General features: G+C 69.3%; 22 protein-coding genes. 11 read left to right on the top strand and 11 right to left on the bottom strand.

All coding sequences use genetic code 11. The features are described from left to right. Nucleotides 1-12: 12 nt before the first annotated feature. Nucleotides 13-1677: a glycerol-3-phosphate dehydrogenase gene (gene glpD / locus E5P2_RS09920; RefSeq protein WP_162566925.1), complete on the bottom strand. Its 1665-nt coding sequence runs from the start codon at nt 1675-1677 to the stop codon at nt 13-15. Nucleotides 1678-1775: 98 nt separating this feature from the next. Between glpD and E5P2_RS09915 the strand changes: the two genes are divergently transcribed. After that, entirely contained in the window at nt 1776-2546 is a 771-nt protein-coding gene (locus tag E5P2_RS09915) for a DeoR/GlpR family DNA-binding transcription regulator (RefSeq protein WP_162566924.1), read from the top strand. A 13-nt stretch (nt 2547-2559) separates the two neighbouring features. Further along, the gene (gene glpK, locus E5P2_RS09910) at nt 2560-4053 is read left to right on the top strand and encodes a glycerol kinase GlpK (protein WP_162566923.1); all 1494 of its coding nucleotides are present in this window, start codon (nt 2560-2562) and stop codon (nt 4051-4053) included. A gap of 31 nt (nt 4054-4084) precedes the next feature. On the opposite strand, the gene E5P2_RS09905 is transcribed toward glpK, so the two are convergent. Beyond that, entirely contained in the window at nt 4085-4261 is a 177-nt protein-coding gene (locus tag E5P2_RS09905) for a hypothetical protein (protein WP_162566922.1), read from the bottom strand. 207 nt (nt 4262-4468) lie between these two features. Between E5P2_RS09905 and E5P2_RS09900 the strand changes: the two genes are divergently transcribed. After that, on the top strand, nt 4469-6598 hold the full coding sequence (locus tag E5P2_RS09900) for a putative bifunctional diguanylate cyclase/phosphodiesterase (RefSeq protein WP_162570424.1): 2130 nt from the start codon (nt 4469-4471) through the stop codon (nt 6596-6598). Nucleotides 6599-6618: 20 nt separating this feature from the next. On the opposite strand, the gene E5P2_RS09895 is transcribed toward E5P2_RS09900, so the two are convergent. Both E5P2_RS09895 and E5P2_RS09890 read right to left on the bottom strand, forming a co-directional pair. Further along, nucleotides 6619-6987 carry a hypothetical protein gene (locus tag E5P2_RS09895; protein WP_162566921.1) on the bottom strand — a complete coding sequence of 123 codons (369 nt, stop codon included), beginning with the start codon at nt 6985-6987 and terminating at the stop codon, nt 6619-6621. A gap of 47 nt (nt 6988-7034) precedes the next feature. Next, complete coding sequence (locus E5P2_RS09890) at nt 7035-8003, bottom strand: LysR substrate-binding domain-containing protein (protein ID WP_162566920.1); 969 nt, start codon at nt 8001-8003, stop codon at nt 7035-7037. A 175-nt stretch (nt 8004-8178) separates the two neighbouring features. On the opposite strand from E5P2_RS09890, the gene E5P2_RS09885 reads away from it, so the two are divergent. Further along, nucleotides 8179-9177 carry a Bug family tripartite tricarboxylate transporter substrate binding protein gene (locus tag E5P2_RS09885; RefSeq protein ID WP_162566919.1) on the top strand — a complete coding sequence of 333 codons (999 nt, stop codon included), beginning with the start codon at nt 8179-8181 and terminating at the stop codon, nt 9175-9177. 8 nt (nt 9178-9185) lie between these two features. After that, complete coding sequence (locus E5P2_RS09880; protein ID WP_162566918.1) at nt 9186-10505, top strand: sulfatase family protein; 1320 nt, start codon at nt 9186-9188, stop codon at nt 10503-10505. 22 nt (nt 10506-10527) lie between these two features. On the opposite strand, the gene E5P2_RS09875 is transcribed toward E5P2_RS09880, so the two are convergent. Continuing rightward, a complete protein-coding gene (locus E5P2_RS09875) occupies nt 10528-11442 on the bottom strand; it encodes a YihY/virulence factor BrkB family protein (RefSeq protein WP_162566917.1) in 915 nt (304 codons plus the stop codon). Between the two features lie 90 nt (nt 11443-11532). Here E5P2_RS09875 and E5P2_RS09870 point away from each other — a divergent pair, with 90 nt between their 5' ends. From E5P2_RS09870 to E5P2_RS09850, 5 genes are all read left to right on the top strand, one after another. Beyond that, entirely contained in the window at nt 11533-12129 is a 597-nt protein-coding gene (locus E5P2_RS09870) for a chromate transporter (RefSeq protein WP_162566916.1), read from the top strand. Nucleotides 12130-12137: 8 nt separating this feature from the next. Beyond that, nucleotides 12138-12725 (top strand): chromate transporter, encoded by a 588-nt coding sequence (locus E5P2_RS09865; protein WP_174262719.1) that lies wholly within the window; start codon nt 12138-12140, stop codon nt 12723-12725. 24 nt (nt 12726-12749) lie between these two features. Beyond that, nucleotides 12750-13715: an aldo/keto reductase gene (locus E5P2_RS09860; protein ID WP_162566914.1), complete on the top strand. Its 966-nt coding sequence runs from the start codon at nt 12750-12752 to the stop codon at nt 13713-13715. A 3-nt stretch (nt 13716-13718) separates the two neighbouring features. Further along, nucleotides 13719-14195: a DUF3237 domain-containing protein gene (locus E5P2_RS09855; RefSeq protein WP_162566913.1), complete on the top strand. Its 477-nt coding sequence runs from the start codon at nt 13719-13721 to the stop codon at nt 14193-14195. 101 nt (nt 14196-14296) lie between these two features. Beyond that, entirely contained in the window at nt 14297-14560 is a 264-nt protein-coding gene (locus E5P2_RS09850) for a hypothetical protein (RefSeq protein ID WP_162566912.1), read from the top strand. On the opposite strand, the gene E5P2_RS37690 is transcribed toward E5P2_RS09850, so the two are convergent. From E5P2_RS37690 to E5P2_RS09825, 5 genes are read right to left on the bottom strand one after another with little or no spacing between them, the layout of a single operon-like run. Beyond that, the gene (locus E5P2_RS37690) at nt 14557-15180 is read right to left on the bottom strand and encodes a hypothetical protein (RefSeq protein ID WP_232080639.1); all 624 of its coding nucleotides are present in this window, start codon (nt 15178-15180) and stop codon (nt 14557-14559) included. The two genes, E5P2_RS09850 and E5P2_RS37690, sit on opposite strands and share 4 nt — an antisense overlap. Before the next feature lie 2 nt (nt 15181-15182). Next, nucleotides 15183-15701: a carboxymuconolactone decarboxylase family protein gene (locus E5P2_RS09840; protein WP_162566911.1), complete on the bottom strand. Its 519-nt coding sequence runs from the start codon at nt 15699-15701 to the stop codon at nt 15183-15185. Further along, the gene (locus E5P2_RS09835) at nt 15702-16688 is read right to left on the bottom strand and encodes a Bug family tripartite tricarboxylate transporter substrate binding protein (RefSeq protein WP_162566910.1); all 987 of its coding nucleotides are present in this window, start codon (nt 16686-16688) and stop codon (nt 15702-15704) included. A 32-nt stretch (nt 16689-16720) separates the two neighbouring features. Then, complete coding sequence (locus E5P2_RS09830; protein WP_162566909.1) at nt 16721-17545, bottom strand: SDR family NAD(P)-dependent oxidoreductase; 825 nt, start codon at nt 17543-17545, stop codon at nt 16721-16723. Beyond that, a complete protein-coding gene (locus E5P2_RS09825) occupies nt 17542-18447 on the bottom strand; it encodes an amidohydrolase family protein (RefSeq protein WP_443083512.1) in 906 nt (301 codons plus the stop codon). The genes E5P2_RS09830 and E5P2_RS09825 overlap by 4 nt, the downstream gene beginning before the upstream one ends. A 69-nt stretch (nt 18448-18516) precedes the next feature. Between E5P2_RS09825 and E5P2_RS09820 the strand changes: the two genes are divergently transcribed. Further along, nucleotides 18517-19404, top strand: coding sequence for a LysR family transcriptional regulator (locus E5P2_RS09820; protein ID WP_162566908.1), 888 nt, complete (start codon nt 18517-18519; stop codon nt 19402-19404). A 19-nt stretch (nt 19405-19423) separates the two neighbouring features. Here E5P2_RS09820 and rlmB read toward each other — a convergent pair whose 3' ends face one another. Continuing rightward, nucleotides 19424-20170: a 23S rRNA (guanosine(2251)-2'-O)-methyltransferase RlmB gene (gene rlmB, locus E5P2_RS09815; protein WP_162566907.1), complete on the bottom strand. Its 747-nt coding sequence runs from the start codon at nt 20168-20170 to the stop codon at nt 19424-19426. Between the last annotated feature and the right edge of the window lie 5 nt (nt 20171-20175).

The following is a 20175-nucleotide window of genomic DNA, read 5'->3' as shown; positions in this document are numbered from 1 at the left end:
GCCACGCGCGCATCAGTGGGCGATCTGCGCTGCCCGGGCCGCCCCATGGGCCTGCATCCAGGCGCTCACCTGATCGCGCTGCGCCGGCGTGATGTGCAGCCCGAGCTTCGATCGGCGCCAGAGCACGTCCTCGCCGCTCACGGCCCATTCCTGGTCCTGCAGATAGCGCAGTTCACGCTCGTGAAGCCCGGGCGCGACGGCCGCGCCCATGTCGGCCATCGATCGCGCGTCGCCGATCACTTCCGAGATGCGCGCGCCGTAGGCCCGCGCGAGCCGCTGCGCAAGCGCGGCATCGAGCCACGGATACCGGGCGCGCACCGCTTCCACGAAACGCGCGAACTCGTCGCCGGGCCGCGAGCCCTGCGTGCGGGCGCCGATCCAGCCCGAGAGATCGCCGCCGGCCATGAAGGCGCCATGGGTCCACGCGGGGCGCGACTCGCCGAGCATCCTGCCGATCTCGTCGGACGCATCCTCCGCCAGCTTGCGGAAGGTGGTGATCTTGCCGCCCCAGACCGACAGCAGCGGCGCCGCCGTGGTGTTCGACTCGAGCATGTAGTCGCGCGTCACGGCCGACGGATCACCCGAATCGTCGTCGAGCAGGGGGCGCACGCCGGAGTAGGTCCAGACCACGTCGGACGGCTGCACGGGTTTTTCGAAATAGCGGCTGGCCTGCGTGCACAGGTAGTCGATCTCGTCATCGGCGATGCGGGCCGCGCCCGGATCGTCGCCATGCAGCTCGATGTCGGTGGTGCCGATGAGCGTGAAGTCGTCCTGGTAGGGAATGGCGAAGATGATCCGCTTGTCGGGGTTCTGGAAGATGTAGGCGTGGTCGTGCGTGAACAGGCGCGGCACCACGATGTGGCTGCCTTTGACGAGGCGCAAATGCCGCGTCGCGAGCGCCTCGCCCTGCGCCGGATGCGCCACGCCGCGCAGGAAGGATTCGGCCCATGGCCCCGCGGCATTGACCACGGCCCGCGCGCGCACCATGCGCCGGCCGGCGGGCCCTTCGAGCTCGGCGGTCCAGCCCCGGGCATCGCGCTGCGCGCTGACGCAGCGCGTACGGGTCAGCACCTCGGCGCCGCGCGCGCGCGCATCGAGCGCATTGAGCACCACCAGCCGCGCGTCGTCGACCCAGCCATCGGAATAGATGAAGCCGCGCTTGAACTGCGGCTTGAGCGGCGCGCCCGCCGCATGGCGGCGCAGGTCGACCGAGCGCGAGCCGGGAAGAACTTCGCGCCTGGCGAGATGGTCGTACATGAAGAGACCGATGCGCACCATCCAGGCCGGCCGCATCGACGGATCGTGCGGCATCACGAAACGCAGCGGCGCCATGATGTGCGGCGCGCTGCGCAGCAGCACCTCGCGCTCCTGCAGTGCCTTGCGCACCAGCGAGAACTCGTAGTACTCGAGATAGCGCAGCCCGCCATGGATCAGCTTGGTGGAAGACGACGAGGTGTGCGCGGCCAGGTCGTCCTTCTCGCACAGCACGACGCGCCAGCCGCGGCCCGCGAGATCGCGCGCGATGCCGCAGCCGTTGATGCCGCCGCCGACGATCAGCACGTCGCAATCGGTCACGCCGGCGGATGGGGAGGGAGGGTTGGCGCTCACGAGGTGGAGGTGGGTGGGCCTGCGGGCTGGGTGGCCCTTTGCGCTCGAATAATTTTCGTATTCGCTCATCTTGATTCCTTAGGGCGCGATTTTCCTTCGTGTTTTCCCTTGAGTCCATTCGTTTCTTTTCGTTCTAAAGTGAGCAAGCGCCCGGCCGCCCCCTCTCGATGAACTCCAATCCCCGCCAGATCAAGCTGCTCGATACCGTCCGCGTGCGGGGTTCGGTCACGGTCGAGCAACTGGCCGAGATGCTCGGCGTCACGCTGCAGACCGTGCGCCGCGACGTGCAACGGCTCGCCGACGAGGGCCATCTGACGCGCTTCCACGGCGGCGTGCGCATGCCCAGTTCGACCATCGAGAACATCGGCTACCAGCAGCGCGAGACGCTGCATGCCGAAGGCAAGGCGCGCATCGCGCGCGCGGTGGCGGCACAGGTGCCGAACGATTGCTCGCTGATCCTCAACATCGGCACCACGACCGAGGCGATCGCCAAGGCGCTGCTGCGCCACACCGGCCTGCGCGTGATCACCAACAACCTCAACGTGGCGACCCTCCTGAGCGGCAACCCGGCCTGCGAAGTGATCGTGGCCGGCGGCTCGGTGCGGCTGCGCGACCGCGCCATCGTGGGCGAGGCGACGGTGGATTTCATCCGCCAGTTCAAGGTCGACATCGCGCTCATCGGCGTGTCGAGCATCGAGGCCGACGGCACGCTGCGCGACTTCGACCTGCGCGAGGTGAAGGTGGCGCAGACCATCATCGCGCAGGCGCGCGAGGTCTGGCTCGCGGCCGATGCCAGCAAGTTCAACCGGCCGGCGATGATCGAGGTGGCGAAGCTGTCGCAGATCGACCGCCTGTTCACCGACGCGGAGCCGCCGCCGCCCTTTCCCGCGTTGCTGGAAGAGGCGCAGGTGCGCTGCGATATTGCTCGCGAACCCTGAAGGATTTTTCGTCATGACCTACCTGCTCGCCCTCGACCAGGGCACGTCGAGCTCTCGCAGCATCGTCTTCGACCGCGAGGGCCGCATCGTCGCCATCGCGCAGAAGGAACTCACGCAGATCTATCCGCAGCCCGGCTGGGTCGAGCACGATCCGATGGAGATCTGGACTCACCAGCTCGCGACCGCGCGCGAGGTGCTCGCCAAGGCCGCGCTGAAGGCGAGCGACATCCACGCCATCGGCATCACCAACCAGCGCGAGACCACGGTGCTGTGGAACCGCAAGACCGGCCATCCGGTGCATCACGCCGTCGTCTGGCAGGACCGCCGTGCCGAACCGCTGTGCGCGCGGCTGCGCGAGGACGGCATGACCGACACCATCCGCGAGAAGACCGGTCTCGTGATCGACGCCTACTTCTCGGCCACCAAACTGCGCTGGCTGCTCGACCACGTGCCCGGCGCGCGCGCCGCGGCCGACCGCGGCGAGCTGGCCTTCGGCACCATCGACAGCTGGCTCATCTGGCAGCTGACCGGCGGCAAGGTGCACGTCACCGACGTGAGCAACGCCTCGCGCACGATGCTGTTCAACGTGCACGACAACCAATGGGATGCCGAGCTCATGAAGGCACTGGACATTCCCGCCTCGCTGATGCCGCAGGTGAAGCCCTCGAGTGCGCACTTCGCCGACACCGATGCGCATCTCCTCGACCGCAGCCTGCCCATCGGCGGCGTCGCGGGCGACCAGCAGAGCGCCCTCTTCGGCCAGGCCTGCTTCGAGGCCGGCATGGCCAAGAACACCTACGGCACCGGCTGCTTCCTGCTGATGCACACGGGCGCGGCCTTTCAGCCCTCGCAGAACGGCCTGCTCGTGACCAGCGCGGCGCAGACCAGCGCCCAGCCGCAGTACGCGATGGAAGGCAGCGTGTTCGTCGGCGGCGCGGTGGTGCAATGGCTGCGGGACGGCCTCAAGGCGATCCAGGGCAGCGCGCAGGTGCAGTCGCTGGCCGAGAGCGTGTCCGATGCGGGCGGCGTGATGATGGTGCCCGCCTTCACCGGCCTCGGCGCGCCCTACTGGAACGCCGACGCGCGCGGCACCATCACCGGCCTGACGCGCGGCACGACGCTCGCCCACATCGCGCGCGCCGCGCTGGAAAGCATCGCCTACCAGAGCGCCGCACTGCTGCAGGCCATGAGCCGCGATGCCGTCGCCGCGGGAGGCACGCCGGTGGCCGAGCTGCGCGTCGATGGCGGCGCGGCCGTCAACGATCTGCTGATGCAGTTCCAGGCCGATCTGCTGGGGATTCCGGTGGTGCGGCCCGAGGTGACCGAGACCACGGCGCTGGGCGCGGCCTACCTCGCGGGCCTGTCGACCGGCGTGTACGGCGATGCAGCCCAGCTGTCGAAGCTGTGGCGCGTCGAGCGGCGCTTCATGCCGACGATGAGCCGCGCCAGGGCCGACGAGGCGATGGCGCAATGGGAACTGGCGGTGCGCCGGGCGACGCTGGTCTGAGAAGACCAGCGCCGCAGCAGGCCACGCGCGCTCAATGCCAGTTGGCCGCGATCACCGCATCGAGGCCGCTGTGGTAGCTGGCCGGCAGCGAGGTCTGCCCGCGTGGTTCGCCCCACGCGCCACGATCAGGATGGTCGATGTGCCGGAGCGGGATGCTGACGGTGTCGCCGGGCTTGGACCTGCAACGTGCAGGTTGACGCAATTGCATCGGAAACCTGCGCACCTCGGGCACGAAATCCCCGGCGCGCGGCCTACATTTGCGGCAAAGTCTGCCGATACTCGAAGGTGCAGCCGTGATAGTTGCCGAACGAAAACTTCCTTCGTACTCGGTGTGTTCCCGCGCGTTTCGACAACGTGAAACACACCTCACAATTTGACGCTTGCGACGATACTCCCCCTGGTGACCCCCGAGCCGATGCTTCTTACCCCTCACTACGACCTGTGGTTCATCGCGGCTTCGGTGGTCATCGCGAGCCTGACTTTCTACGTCGCGCTCGATCTGGCGCGCCGCGCCAGGACGTCCTCGGGCGAGCTGAATCTTCCATGGTGGGCGGCCGGCTCGTTCGTGCTGGGAACCGGCATCTGGGCGATGCAGTTCGTCGGCCTGCTCGGCTTCTCGCTGCCCATCCCGCTGGGCTTGGCGGCGGCGATGACGGCGCTGTCCTGGGCCTCGGCGATGGCGGCGGCCGGCATCGCGCTCTGGATCGCCAGCCGGCCCGGTGACGTCCTGATCGCGCCCGGCGCGCTGGTCGTGGGCGCGGGCCTCGGCGGTATGCACTACATCGGCATGGCCGCGCTGGACATGAAGCCCGGCATCGCCTGGCACATGCCGACCGTGGCCCTGTCCCTGCTGATCGCCGTGGGCGCCTCGGCGGTGATCCTGACCCTCTTCCACCGGCTGATGCAGATGCGCGAGTTGCCGCGGCCGTCCATCCATCTGCTTGCGGCGCTGACGATGGCCACCACCGTCTGCGCGATGCACTTCACCGGCATGGACGCTGCCAAATTTCCGGCAGATTCGGTGTGCCTGAGCATCGACGGCATCCACGGCAAGGGGCTGGCGGCCGTCGTCGCCGTGGGAACCGGCGTGCTGCTGCTCGGCATCCTCTATGCGTCGATCCTGGAGTCCCGGCTGCAGATCGTCGCGATGCGGCTGACGCGCTCGCTGCAGGAGTCGAACGCGCAGCTGCAATCCGCCAACCAGGAGCTGCAGCAGCACGCCCTCGGCGACCCATTGACCGGCCTGGCCAATCGCGTGCTGTTCGAGGATCGGCTCGGCCATGCACTGACGCGGATCAATCGCGCCAACAACGTGCAGATCGTGGAACGGATCGCCGTGCTGTTCGTGGACCTCGACGGCTTCAAGCCCATCAACGATTCCTTCGGCCATGCGGCAGGCGACCAGGTCCTGCGCGCGACGGCCGACCGGCTGAGCCGCGAAGCACGCGCCAGCGATACGGTGGCGCGCGTCGGCGCCGACGAATTCCTGGTCCTGCTCGAAGGCGTGCTGGACACCGCCGATTGCGTGCAGATGGCCAAGCGCATTCTGCGGGCCCTGGCCCAGCCCTTCGAGCTCGCAGGCAAGCAGTTGCAGATCGCGTGCTCGATCGGCATCGTGATCCATCCGGACCAGGGAGAACCGGGCAAGCTGGTCGCCAATGCCGACGCGGCCATGCGCCAGGCCAAGCGCGGCGGCGGCGGCAACTACGCCGTCTTCGAGTCGTCGATGGGCGTCGACGTCGCGGGCCAGCTCCAGCTCCTGAGCGACCTGCGGGTGGCGATCGAGCGCAACCAGTTCGAGCTCTACTATCAACCGAAGATCGACGCGCGCCGCAACCAGATCAGCGGCGTGGAGGCGCTGGTGCGCTGGAACCATCCGCAGCGCGGGCTGGTCGGTCCGGCGGAGTTCATCAACCTGACGGAGCGCTTCGGCCTCATCGTGCGCCTGGGCGACTGGATCATCGACGAAGCCTGCCGGCAGGTGGCCGCATGGAGCAAGCAGGGCCTGCACATGCGGGTGGCGATCAATCTGTCGGCGCTGCAGCTGCGCGAAGGCGGCCTGGCCGACAAGGTGGAAGAGGCACTGCGGCGGCACGACGTGCTGCGCTCGCAGCTCTTGTGCGAGATCACCGAATCGGTGGCGATGGAGGACATCACGGCCACCAAGCGCACCTTCGAGGGCTTGTCGCTCATCGGCGTGTACCTGTCGATCGACGATTTCGGCACCGGCTATTCGAGCCTGAGCCATCTGCGGCAGTTGCCGGCCCGGCAGCTCAAGATCGACGGCAGCTTCGTGCAGGAGCTGGAAACGAAGGAAGACGCGCGCGCCGTGGTCGAAGCAGTGATCCGGCTGGCACATGCGCTCAGTCTCACCGTGGTGGCCGAGGGCGTCGAAACCCAGGGCCAGCACGACATCCTCATGCGCCTGGGCTGCGACGAGTTCCAGGGCTATTTCTTCGCACGGCCGATGCCGGCGGACGAACTGGCGCGCTGGGCGCTCGCGGCGAGGGAATCGCGCCAGCCCGTGCTGGCACCGGCGCGCTGAAGCGAGCGGCAGCCCGGCGCCTATGCGTCAGGGTCGACGGCCATCAGGCCGGCGACATGAAAACACGCGAGCATGATGATCGCGGAGAGCGCGGCCAGCGTGCAGGCCAGGCGCTCCCCATGCCAGAGCGACGCAAGCCAGCGATCGAAGCGATAGGTCCACACCGCCGCCTTCCCGCCCAGGCGTTCCAGTTGCTGTTCTTCGCCGGACGAGCTGTCGAACGGCACGGCATAGGCATGCCCGTTCACGATCCGGTAGCCGCCGACGTTCGTGTCGGGCGAGTCCGCGGCAGAGATATGGACGCACAGCGCGGCCAGCAGACCCACGAGCAGGACGATGACGCCGGCGAGTCGAAGGCGGCTGTGCGGGGTCGAGAATTTTCCGGGCATGGCATTCGGGCGGCGAAGATCGAGTATGCCGGGGATCCGGACCCGCTTCAGTGCGCGCGCGGACGCCGCGGCGCTTTCGGCCGGTCGGATGCGGCCGGCCGCGCGGACTGGCGCAACACGCCATGCACCGCCGCCATCAGCCGGCGCGCGCCTTCGCCGAGTTCGCTGGCGCGGCGCGTCGTCAGTCCGACCGAACCTTCCGTGCTGGCGGTATCGAAAGCCAGGCGGCACAACTCGCCGCGCGCCAGTGCGGCATCGACGGCGCCCTGGGGCGCGAACCAGATCGCGTCGGTCCGCTGGAGCAGGCCCAGCACGAAGCTGGTGTCGGTGGCCTCGATGACGCACCGGGGCGGCGCCGTGCCGCGCGCGAGCAGGAAGGCGTCGGTGGTATCGCGAATGAGCGTGCCGTGGACCGGCACCACCAGCGGAAAATCCGCCAGCGCATCGAGCGCCGGACGGCGCAGTGCGGCGAGCGGATGCGCGGGGCGCGCAACCAGCAGCAGCGGTTCGCTGTAGAGCTGCTCGAAGGCCAGGTCGACCATGGCCGAAGCCTGCGCGAGCCGGCCGAGCACGAGGTCGATCTCGCCCTGCCGCAGCTGCGTCATCAATTGCGCATTGGTTCCGCTGACGACGCGCACGCGCAGCGCGGGCTCCGATGCGGTCAGCGACGCGACGGCCGCCGGCAGCAAGCCCGCCGCCATGTTCGGCAAGGCACCGACCGCGACCTGGATCTGATCGACCTCCGGCTGGTCCAGCGCCAGCGACAATCCTTCGCGCAGCCCGCGCAAGGTGGCCACCGCATGCTGGACCAGCACCTCGCCGGCCGGCGTCAGATCGACGCCGCGGCGCCGCCGCACCAGGAGCCGGCGGCCCACGATGTCCTCGAGCTCGGCGATGGTCTTGGAGACTGCGGGCTGCGTGAGCGCCATCGCCTTGGCTGCGCGGACCAGATTGCGTTCCTGCGCCACCATGGCGAGGCACTGCAGATGGCGCAGCTTGAGGCGAGCAAAGTTCATGGCTGGAAAATCCGTGGCGCTTGGAATGAGGATTTCAAATATAACAAGCAGGAATAGCAGGCAGAACAGCTTTCAGTTGTGCCGTCACCGCCGAGCTTCTAAAGTGCCGTGGCCTGCACGTCGCCGCGACGACGCCCGTTCGCCATGGCAGGCCATCGATCCCGGAGACTCCCGCATGACCCATCCCTCTTCCCTGCGCGGCCCGCAGCGCCTCTTCAGCCTGCTGGCCTGCGCGGCCTTCGTCGTCGGCAGCCTGGGCGCCGGCGCGGCCCGCGCCGACGCCGCCTATCCCTCGAAGCCGGTCAAGTTCATCACCAACTTCCCGCCGGGCGGTCCGCTCGACATCCTGGGGCGCGCGCTGGCCGTACCGCTGAACAAGGAGCTCAAGCAGCCCTTCGTCGTCGAAAATCGTCCCGGCGCCGGCGGCAACATCGGCGCGGACGCCGTCGCCAAGAGCCCGGCCGACGGCTACACGGTGCTGCTGACCATCGACACCACCGTCACCATCAATCCGCACCTCTATGCGTCCATGCCCTTCGCCCCGAAGGACCTGAAGCCGCTGATGATCTTCAGCTCCTCGGGCCTGACCTTCGGCGTCAATCCTTCGCTCGGCGTCAAGACGCTGCCGGACTTCGTGGCCCGCGCCAAGACGCAGGATGTCACCTTCGCCTCCGCCGGCAACGGCAGCCCCGGCCACATCGCGGCAGAGATCTTCGCCCAGGCGACCGGCGCCAAGATCACGCACGTGCCCTACAAGGGCAACGCGCCGGCCGTGCTGGCCTTGCTGTCGAACGAAGTGCAGGCGGGCATCCTCGCCACGCCGGGGTTGTTTCCGCAGGTGCAGAGCGGCAAGGTGAAGCCGCTGGCCGTTACCGGCAGCCAGCGATCGCCGCTGCTGCCCGACGTGCCCACGGTCGGCGAGCTCGGTCTCAAGAACCTCGAGTTCGAAGTGCTCTACATGGCGATGGTGCCGGCCGCGACGCCCGAGCCGGTGGTCGAGACATTGCGCCGCGCCCTGCAGACGGCGCTGGCGACGCCGGAACTCAAGAGCCGCCTGGCGAGCCTCGACATGGTGGCGCTCGGCGAGACCGGCCAGGCCGCATCCGACCGTCTCGCGGCCAGCAGCGTGCGCTATGGGAAGATCGTCAAATCCACCGGCATGAAAGCCGATTGAGTCACCCCATGCCCCAGCGCCCCAACCTGATCTTCATCGTGGCCGACGACCTCGGCTTCGCGGACCTGGGCTGCTACGGCGGCCGCGATGCGGCCTTCGGCCCCGTCTCCCCCGTGCTCGACGGCCTGGCCGCCAACGGCATCCAGTTCACGCAGGGCTATGCCAATTCGCCCGTGTGCTCGCCCACGCGCTTCGCCCTCATGACCGCGCGCTACCAGTACCGCCTGCGCGGCGCGGCCGAGGAACCGATCAACAGCAAGAGCCGCGGCAGCACGTCGCTGGGCCTGCCGCCTGCGCATCCCACCCTGCCCTCGCTGCTGCGCGACGCGGGCTACCGCACCGCCCTCATCGGCAAGTGGCACCTGGGCTTTCCGCCGGCCTTCGGCCCCTTGCGCTCGGGCTACGAGGAGTTCTTCGGCCCGATGTCGGGCGGCGTGGATTACTTCACCCACTGCGATTCCTCCGGCCGCCACGACCTGTGGTCCGGCGAGGAGGACAAGCAGGAAGACGGCTACCTCACCGACCTGCTATCGCGCCGCGCGGTGGACTACGTCGAGCGCATGGCGCAGCAGCAAGCCCCCTTCTTCCTGAGCCTGCACTACACCGCACCGCACTGGCCGTGGGAGACGCGCGAGGATGCAGCCAAGGCGCCGGCCATCAAGGACAACCTGTTCGACCTGGCCGGCGGCAACATCCACACCTACCGGCGCATGATCCATCACATGGACGAGGGCATCGGCTGGATCATGGCAGCGCTCCAGAAGCACGGTATCGCCGAAGACACGCTGGTGGTCTTCACCAGCGACAACGGCGGCGAGCGCTTCTCGGACAACTGGCCGCTGGTGGGCGGCAAGATGGACCTGACCGAGGGCGGCATCCGCGTGCCGTGGATCGCGCACTGGCCCCAGGTGATCGCATCCGGCGGCCAGAGCGCGCAGCCCTGCATGACGATGGACTGGTCGGCCACGCTGCTGGATGCGGCGGGCGTGGCGCCCGATGCGGGCTATCCGCTGGACGGCGTGTCGCTGATGCCGGTGCTGCGCGATGCGACGAAGCGTTTCGCGCGCCCGCTGCACTGGCGCATGAACCACCGCGGGCAGCGCGCGCTGCGCGAGGGCGACTGGAAGTACCTGCAGGTGGACGGCAACGAGTACCTGTTCAACATCCCGGGCGACGAGCGCGAGCGCGCCAACCTGGGCAAGAAGCATCCGGAGCGGCTGGCTGCGATGCGCCAGGCCTGGCAGGACTGGAATGCGACCATGCCCGCGATCCCTGACGATGCCACCGTGAGCCTGGGCTATTCGACCAAGGACATGCCGCAGCGCTGAGCGTTGTCCGGCCGCGCGGCGCTCAGGCGGCCGGCCTCGCGGGCGGCTCGCCGCGGGTCGGCGTCGACGCCGCCTCGGGCCGCTCGGTGTGCCTGAGCGAGCCGTAGCTGTGCGCATAGACCCAGGTGAACTCGGCGCCCAGCAGGAAGATCTGCGCCGAGTAGTAGACCCACACCAGCACCACCACCAGCGAGCCCGCCGCGCCGTAGCCCGAGGCGACGCTGCTCTTGCCGATGTAGAGGCCGATCAGGTGCTTGCCGATCGCGAACAGCAGCGCCGTCACCGCGGCGCCGACCCAGACGTCGCGCCACTGCACCCGCACGCGCGGCATGATCTTGTAGATCATCGCGAAGCCCACGGTGACCATGCCGAAGCTGAAGACGAAGTTGACCGCCTGCGCCAGCATCGCCCAGCCGCCGAAGATCGGCGCCCACCACTTGCCGAGCGCCGCCAGCGCCGCGCTCGCCACCAGCGACACCATCAGCAGGAAGCCGATGCCCATGATCATGCTGAAGGACAGGAGGCGCACGCGCAGCACGTTGAAGAGGCTCTTGCCTTCGTCGCGCGCCGGGGCGCGCCAGATGCGGTCGAGCGCATCCTGCAGTTCGCCGAACACCGTGGTCGCGCCGAGCAGCAGGAGGCCGATGCCGACGACCGTCGCGACGATGCCCTCCCGCGGCTTGTTGACGGCCTCGAGCATGCCCTGCACCGCCCGCGCGCCCTGCTCGCCCATCAGGCCCGACAGCTGCGTGATGATCTCGCCGCGCGCCGCTTCCTGGCCGAACACGAGGCCGGCCACCGAGATCACGATCAGCAGCAGCGGCGCCACCGAAAAGACCGTGTAGTAGGCCAGCGCCGCGCCCATGCTCGGCGCATAGTCGGCCTTCCAGGAAGACAGGGCCTGTTTGAAGAGATCGTAGAGTGCACGTGCCTGCATGGCCCGAGTGTCGCAGCATGCACAGGCCGCGTGTGTCGGCAGAGTCCCCGCGCAGTCGCCGGTCACGCGGCGCCGCGATAATCGGCGGCAATGCAGACGGCTCCCACCCTCCCCACGGCAGCAGCGCCCGTCAGTCGCCCGCGACCCGAGTCCTTGCGCGACCTCTTCCTTTCGTTCACCTGGCTGGCCCTGCAGGGTTTCGGCGGCGTGCTGGCCGTCGTGCAGCGCGAGATCGTCGAGAAGAAGCGCTGGCTCACGCCCGATGAATTCCTCGAGGACTGGGCCGTGGCCCAGGTCCTGCCGGGGCCGAACGTGATCAACCTCGCGCTGATGATCGGCGACCGCCACTTCGGACTGCGCGGTGCCGTCACCGCCGTGGCCGGCATGCTGACGCTGCCCCTGTGCGTGATCCTGGCGCTCGCCGTGCTCTACAGCCACTACGCCGACAACGCGCAGGTCGCGGGTGCCCTGCGCGGCATGGGCGCGGTGGCGGGCGGCCTGATTGCGGCCACCGGCGTCAAACTGGTGCCGGCCATGCGCCGGCACCCGCTCGGCTTCGGCGTGTGCCTGGCGCTGGTCACCCTGGCGTTCGCCGCCATCGCGATCGTGCGCGTTCCGCTCGGCTGGATCCTGCTGGTGCTGGGCGGCGCGAGCTGCCTCTGGACCTGGCGAAAGATCGGCCCGTGACGATCGTGATGCACTGGCAGGACTGGCTGGCGCTCTTCGCGCAGTACATGCTGCTGTCGCTGCTGTCGATCAGCGGCGCCATCACCACCGTGCCCGACATGAACCGCTACCTCGTCGACCAGCACGGCTGGCTGACGAATGCGCAGTTCACCTCCTCGATCGCGATCGCGCAGGCCGCGCCCGGACCCAACGTGTTGTTCGTGGCGCTGATGGGCTGGAACGTCGGCCTCAATGCGGCCGGCGGCATCGGCGCCGGCCCGCACGCCTGGCTGCTGGGCCTGTTCGGCCTCGCGGTCACGATGATCGGCATCATGGTGCCCAGCACCACGCTGACCTACATCGCGACCCGCTGGGCCCATCGCAACCGCACCCGGCGCGGCGTGCGCGCCTTCAAGCAGGGCATGGCGCCGATCGTGGTCGGCCTGCTGGTCGCGACCGGCTGGGTGCTGGCCACGGGCAACCGCGCGGGCGGCGCGCCGGCCTGGCATCTGTGGCTGCTCACCGGCGTCGCGGCATTCATCGTGTGGCGCACCCGGCTCCATCTGCTCTGGCTGCTGGGCGCGGGCGCGCTGCTCGGCGCCATCGGCTTTGTCTGATCTTTCAAGAGGAACCCCATCACCATGCAGCTTCGCCCCCTCGGCCGTTCCGGCCTGCAAGTCTCGCCCCTCGCCTTCGGCGGCAACGTCTTCGGATGGACCGTCGACGAGGCTCTCTCCTTCCGGCTGCTGGATGCCTGGCTCGATGCCGGCTTCAACTTCGTCGATACCGCCAACGTCTACTCGGCCTGGGTGCCCGGCCATGTCGGCGGCGAATCGGAAACCATCATCGGCAAATGGCTTCGGCAGACCGGCAAGCGCAACCGCGTGGTGCTCGCGACCAAGGTCGGCATGGCGATGGGCGACGGCCGCAAGGGACTCTCGCCGGCCTACATCCGAGAGGAGGTCGAGGCCTCGCTGCGGCGGCTGAAGACCGACCACATCGATCTCTACCAGTCGCACGCCGACGATGCCGACACGCCGCTCGAAGACACGCTCGGCGCCTATGCCGAGCTGATCAAGGCCGGCAAGGTGCGCGCGATCGGCGCGTCCAACTACACGGCGCCGCGCCTGGCCGAGGCGCTCGACCTGGCCGAGCGCACCGGCCTGCCGCGCTACGAGAGCCTGCAGCCGCTCTACAACCTCTACGACCGCGCGGTGTTCGAGGATGCGCTGGGGCCGCTGTGCCTGGAGCGCGGTGTCGGCGTCATCAACTTCTACGCGCTGGCCGCGGGCTTCCTGACCGGCAAGTACCGCACCGAGGCCGATGCCGCAAAGAGCGCGCGCGGCGCCAACACGACGAAGAAGTACCTCAACGAACGCGGCCTGCGCATCCTCGGCGCGCTCGATGCCGCCGCCAACGCGCACGGCGCGACGCCGGGCCAGGTCGCGCTGGCATGGCAGATCGCCCGGCCGGGCATCACGGCGCCGATCGCGAGCGCTTCTTCGGTGAAGCAGCTCGACGAGCTGACGGCGGCCACGCGCCTGCAGCTCGATGCCGACACCATGGCGGCGCTCGACAAGGCGAGCGCCGAGACGACAAAGACCTGAGCCGTGCCGGGGCTCGACCCTCTCGCCGCACCTGCTCTCGCGTATTTCGCCGACCTGACGGTCGAGGTCGGCACGCCGCAGGTGTTGAGCCAAAGCGCGCGCGGCCTGCGCCGGCTCGTCCCCATCACGGGCGGCCAGGCGCACGGGAACGGATGGCGCGCCCGCGTGCTGCCGGGCGGCACTGACTTCCAGCTGATCGCATCCGACACGCTGTCGGAACTCGACGCGCGCTATGGCCTCGAGACCGATGCCGGTGATCTGATCTATGTCCACAACCGCGCCGTGCGCGCGGCACCCCCCGAGGTCATGGCGGCGCTGCTGCGCGGGGAACCGGTGGACCCGGCACAGATCTACTTCCGGTGCAGCCCGAGCTTCGAGACGGCGTCGCCCTCGTTGCGCTGGATCGGGGAGCGCATGTTCGTCGGCGCGGGCGTGCGGCATCCCGCGCAGGTCGTGATGCGCTTCTTCACCTTGCTGTAGGTAGCACTTTTCCGGCAGCGGCATTCGGCTGCCGCTACGATCCGACCCAAGCATGTCCGCGCCGCGACCGTCGGGCATCGAAAAACATGGTTGGAGGAACGATGGACGAAGACGACGAGGTCAAGCGGATCGAGCACGAAGGCTGGGAAATCCGCATCTGCCTCACGGCGCAGCCCAGCGAGGGCCAGCTCGCCGGCCATGCCGACCTGTGGCGCGACGGCGTCCACAGCTGCCGCATCGCCTTGTCCGGCCACTTCCCGGATGCCGCGAGCGCCTGCGATGCGCTGGAGCGCAAGGCCCGGGACTGGATCAGCGACTGGGCCGCGCGCGACCATACCGGCGACACTGGATTCGCCAGTCTCTAGGTTGTCCTCGAATCCGTCCGGGCCGCGTGCGGCGGCACGCGGAATATGGTGCGGCGCGTGTTCATGAAATGCGGTCGCGCGATGTCGCTCCATGCGGTCGCGCGCACCGCGAGCCAGGCCGGCGAGCCCAAGGTCTCCTCCGACACGAGGTCATAGCAAGCCAGCGACAACGGCCCATGACCCTGGTTGAGGAAGCGCCGTGCACGGACGCAGCCCGGCACGGCCGCCAGGCCCGGCATGTGCTCGGTGTCGTACCAGCGCGTGAGCTCAGGCATCCAGCCGGCCTCGGGGTCCATCTCGACGACGTAGTGAAAGGCGGCCGGCTCGGCCACCGACGCGCCGGCCACGTCGAACACCGGCTCGAGCCGCGAAGCCAGCACCTCGCCGGCCCAATCGCAGCGCTGGGCAAAGGCCTCGGCCAACGCCGGAAGATCGCCGGTCGCGACCTCCTGCATCGGCTGCAGATAAACATACGCCATCGCCGATGCCGAAGCGCATGCAACACGCTCCAGCCGCAACGGCGCGGCATCGCAGAAGGCGCGGCAGTCGGCATCCATGCGCGCTTCGGCGTCGCGCGCCGTGCGGATGCGCAGCAGGACCCGCGCGGCATTCGTCGGCATGCTCAATGCCCGATGTGCAGCGCCACCAGGAAGCGCGACACCATGTTGTAGGCCGCGACAGTGGCCGTCAGGTCGACCAGCGCCTGCGCATCGAAAGCGGCACGCACGCGCTCGAACAGCGCATCGGGCACCTCGATGTCGCGCGTCATCGCATCGGTGAGTTCCAGCGCCAGCCGCTCGTCACACGACAGCGCGATCGCGTCCGGCAGCGGCTGCATCTGCAGGTCGTCGATAGTGGCCTGCGGCACGCCGGCCGCCAGCGCGTGCGGCACATGTGCATCGAATTCGTAGTCGGCCCGATTGAGCACGGCCACGCGCAGGATGACCAGCTCGCGCAGATGCGCGGGCAGGCTGTTGCGGTTGCGCACCGCCGACAGCATCTGCTCCCAGCCGTGCGCCACCGGCGGGCTGTTCAGCAACACCTGGTAGAGCGGCGAGATGCGGCCGCGCTCGGCCATGATCCGCGCTTCCTGCGCGGCGAGTTCGGGCCGGCTGCCGGGGGTGATGGGTGCGATGCGCATTCAATCCGCCTTGATGTTCTTGGCACGCACGACGGCGGACCACTTGGCCGAATCCTTGGCGAGCAGCGCGGCCAGTTCCGCCGGCGACGAGGGCGCGGGCTCGGCGCCGGACTCCGACAGCCGCTTCATCACCGACGGCGTCTCGAGCGCTCGGCGCAGCGCCTGGTTCATGCGCGCGATCTCGGCCGCCGGTGTGCCCTTGGCGGCGAACAGCGCATACCAATTGTCCGAATCGACGCCATGGATGCCCATCTCCTCGAAGGTCTTCACGTCCGGCAACAGCGGATGGCGCTTGCCGGCGGCCAGGCCGATGGGCTTGAGCTTGCCGCCGCGGATCAGGCCGATGAGGCCCGGGATGTCGCCGAAGAAGCCGTCCACGTGGCCTGCGATCACGTCGGCGATGGCCGGGGCGGCGCCCTTGTACGGCACGTGCAGGAGCGGCGTACCGGTGGCATCCGACAACAGCTCCATCGCCAGATGCGGCACGCTGCCGGTGCCGGACGAAGCCAGCGTCAACGGCTGCTTGCTGCGCTTCGCCGCAGCCACGAACTCGGCGCCGGTCGCGTAAGGCGCATCGGCGCCCACCACCAGCACCTCGACATTGCGCACCACCAGCGAGACCGGCGTGAGATCCTTTGCCGGGTCGTAGGCCAGCTTGTCGTAGAGCGAGGGATTGATCGCCACCGCGCCCACGCTGGTGAGCCAGAGCGTCTCGGCATCGGGCGCGGCGCGCGAGACGTACTCGGCCGCGATCGCGCCGTTGGCGCCGGCCTTGTTCTCGACGATCACCTGCTGACCGAGTGCCTTGCCGAGCTGCTCGCTCAGCGCGCGCGCCACGAAGTCGACCGGGCCGCCGGGCGGAAACGCGACCACGATGCGCGTGATCTTTTCCTGCGCGAACGCCGGCTGCATGCAGGCCGCGGCGGCGAGCGCGAGGGCCAGATGGCCCAGCGAGATCCGGCGCAGCAGGCGCCCCAGGTGGTTCATGAAAGTTTCCTTGTTGTTGTCTGGTTCGGCGTTCAGTCGCAGCGCACCGACATTCCGCCATCGACCACGATCTCGGTGCCGGTCACGAAGCGCGCCTCGTCGGACGCGAGGAACAGCGCCGCCGCCGCACTGTCGCGGCCATCGCCCATGAAAGGCAGCGGGATGCGCGCCTGCCGCTGCGCCAGCAATGCCTCGACGTCGCCGCCGGCGCGCTGGCCGGCCAGGCGCGACTCGACCATCGGCGTGTGCAGCTGACCCGGCACCACGGTGTTGACGCGAATGCGCTGCCCTGCGTACTGCACCGCCAGCACACGCGAGAACTGGATCACCGCGGCCTTGGTCGATGCATAGGCGATCTGCGCCGAGCCGGTCCAGCGCAGGCCGGAAGTCGATGCCAGGTTGACGATCGCGCCGCCGCCCTGTTCGACCATGTGCGGCAGCACGTGCTTGCAGCTGAGGAACACGCTCTTGAGGTTGTGGTCGACCTGCGCGTCCCACACCGCCTCGGACATCTCCACCGGCCCGCCGCGGGCCGAGCCGCCGACGTTGTTGACCAGCACGTCGATGCGGCCGAAGCGTGCGATGCAGGCCTGGACCATGGCGGCGACGGATTCGCTGTCCGTCACGTCGCACGTCGCAGTGGCCAGCACGCCGCCGGCCTCGGCCACGCGCGCCACGGTCTCGGCGAGGCGATCGCTGTCGCGGTCCACGCCGAAGACCTGCGCGCCCTCTTGCGCGAAGCGCACCGCGATCGCACGGCCATTGCCCCAGCCGGGCCCGACCGAGCCGGCGCCGGTGACGAGCGCAACCTTGCCGTCGAGCCGGCGCGCAGAGGGCTGAAACAGCGCCGCACTCATTGGTCGAAACGGTAGAAGTCTTGCGGATTGCGCACCAGCAATTGCTCGCGCAGCGCGGCATCGGGCGCGATGTCGGCCAGCCGATCGACCAGCACGCCATCGTCCGGCACGTGATGGTGGTTCGGATGCGGCCAGTCGGTGCCCCAGAAACAGCGCTCGGGAAAATCGCGTACCAGGATGTGCGCCAGCGCCACGCCGTCGGCGTAGCTGCGCTCACCGGAGATGCGGTCCACGCCGCTGACCTTGACGCGGAACAGCGGGTTCTTCATCAGCGCATGCAGGGCCGCGAAGTCGGCATGGTCCGGGCCGAGCGATGCGTCGACGCGCGCCATGTGGTCGATCACCACCGGCACCGCGCTGCGCGCGAGCGGCGCGGCCAGCGCGTGGATCAGGGCGCCGTCGAAGTGCAGCTGAAGGTGCATGCCGAGCGGCTCGAGCCGCCGCGTGAAGGCGACGACGTCCTCCACGCCCGACGCGCCACCGCCGCGCGACATGAAATGGAAGCGCACGCCGCGAAAGCCCGCGGCCGCGAGCCGCGCCAGTTCCGCATCGTCGATGCCGAGCGGAACCAGCGCGACGCCCAGGTAGCGGCCGCCGCCGGCCGCGATCGCATCTTCCACCACGCGGTTGTCGAAGCCATGGACCAGCGACTGCACGATCACGCAACGCGCGATGCCGAGCTGGCGATGCAGCGCGAACAGCGTCTCCTTGGGTGCATCGGCCGGCGTGCTGCCGCGCTCGGGTGCGAACGGGAAGCGCGCGGCCGGCCCGAACACATGGACATGCGCATCGCAGGCGCCCGGCGGCAGGCGCAGCGAAGGCGTCGAAGGATGGCGGTTGTAGGTCAGCGTGGTCTGCATGCGATGGCGCGGGTCATGGCGCAGGTGATGGGCTGGCTTCATTGTGCGGTGGCGAAGCGCGCCGTCGACTTGCTTTTCACCAATATCAGCTATCCGTAAGATGCATGACCCATGGACGTCGCCCGCCTGCACTATTTCGCCGCCGTCGCCGCGGCCGGCAGTTTCAGCCGCGGCGCAGCGGCGCTCCACATGTCACAGCCGGCGCTGAGCCGGCAGGTGCTGCTGCTCGAGCAGGAAGTCGGCCAGGCGCTGCTGGTGCGCACCGGCCGCGGCGCCGAGCCGACCGAGGCCGGGCACGCCCTGCTCGCGCATGCGCGCGGCATCTTCGAGCTGGCCGAGCGCGCCCGCGCCGACATGCGCGAGCGCCAGGCGAGTCCGCGCGGTCGCGTCACCATCGGCCTGCCGCCGCGCGTGGCCCACGTGCTGACCGCCGACCTGATCGAGCGCTTTCGCGCGGCCTATCCCGATGCCGTGATCAGCGTGGTCGAGGCCCTCAGCATCCGGCTGCGCGAATGGCTGGTGGCCGGCAAGCTGGACATGGCGATGCTGTTCGATCCGCCGCACTCGCCGCAGGTGCAGGAGGAAACGCTGACGCGCGAGCCGCTGGTGCTGATCGGACCCAAGGCGCTGCCGCGCCGCATGCGCTTGGCCGAGGTCGCGGCGCTGCCGCTGGTGATGCCCAGCGGCCCGAACGCACTGCGGCAGCTGCTCGAGACCTACACGCGGCCGCGCGGCCTGCCGTTGTCGATCGTGGCCGAGGTCGACTCCGTGCAGACCGTGCTGTCGCTGGTGGCGCGCGGCGTCTCGCACACGGTGCTGCCGAACAGCGCCTTGCGGCTGTGGACCTACGACCAGCCGCTGCACGCGGCCGCGATCTACGCGCCGGCCATCCGCAACCGGCTGGTGCTGGCGGTGCCGAAGGCCAGGCCGGCGACGCGGCCCGGCCGGCTGGCGGTGCAGCTGCTGCGCGCGCTGGCGCTCGAACACTACGGCAGCTGAGGCCGCGCCGCCCGGGTGCTCAGACCGTGCGTTGGCGCATGGCCTCGTACAGGCACACGCCGCTCGCCACCGAGACATTCAGGCTCTCGACCGCGCCCGCCATCGGAATGCTGATCAGCGCATCACAGGTCTTGCGCGTGAGCTGCCGCATGCCTTCGCCCTCGGCGCCCAGCACCAGCGCGAGGGGCCGCTTCAGGTCGCACTGGTAGAGCGTGCCGGGTGCGTCGTCGCTGGTTCCCACGCACCAGATGCTGCGTTCCTTGAGCTCGCCCAGCGTGCGCGCGAGATTGGTCACCATGAAGTAAGGCACCGTCTCGGCCGCGCCGCTCGCGACCTTGGCGACCGTGGCGTTGATGCCGGCCGCATGGTCCTTGGGCGCGATCACCGCATGGGCGCCCGCGCCGTCGGCCACGCGCAGGCAGGCGCCGAGGTTGTGCGGATCGGTGACGCCGTCGAGCACCAGCAGCAGCGGCATCGTGCCGGCGGCTTCGAGGCCTTCGAGCAGTTCGTCGAGCGAATGGGTCTGCGCAACCGGCTCCACGCGCGCGGCAACGCCCTGGTGCCCATGGCTGCCGCTGAGCTTGGACAGCCGCAGCCCGTCGGCCTCGACCAGCCGCACGCCGGCTTCCTGCGCCCGCGCGACGAACTGCCGCATGCGCGCATCGCGCCGGCTGGCATCGAACAGCACCTCGATCACCGATTTCGGCGCGGTCTTGATGCGCACGCCCACGGCATGAAAGCCGAAGATCACTTTGGGAGAAGACATGCCTA

Origin of the sequence: Variovorax sp. SRS16 (assembly GCF_901827165.1) — a bacterium.
GTDB lineage: Bacteria > Pseudomonadota > Gammaproteobacteria > Burkholderiales > Burkholderiaceae_C > Variovorax.
Note: the sequence above shows the minus strand (reverse complement) of the source record. Positions and strands in the feature narration are given on the sequence as shown.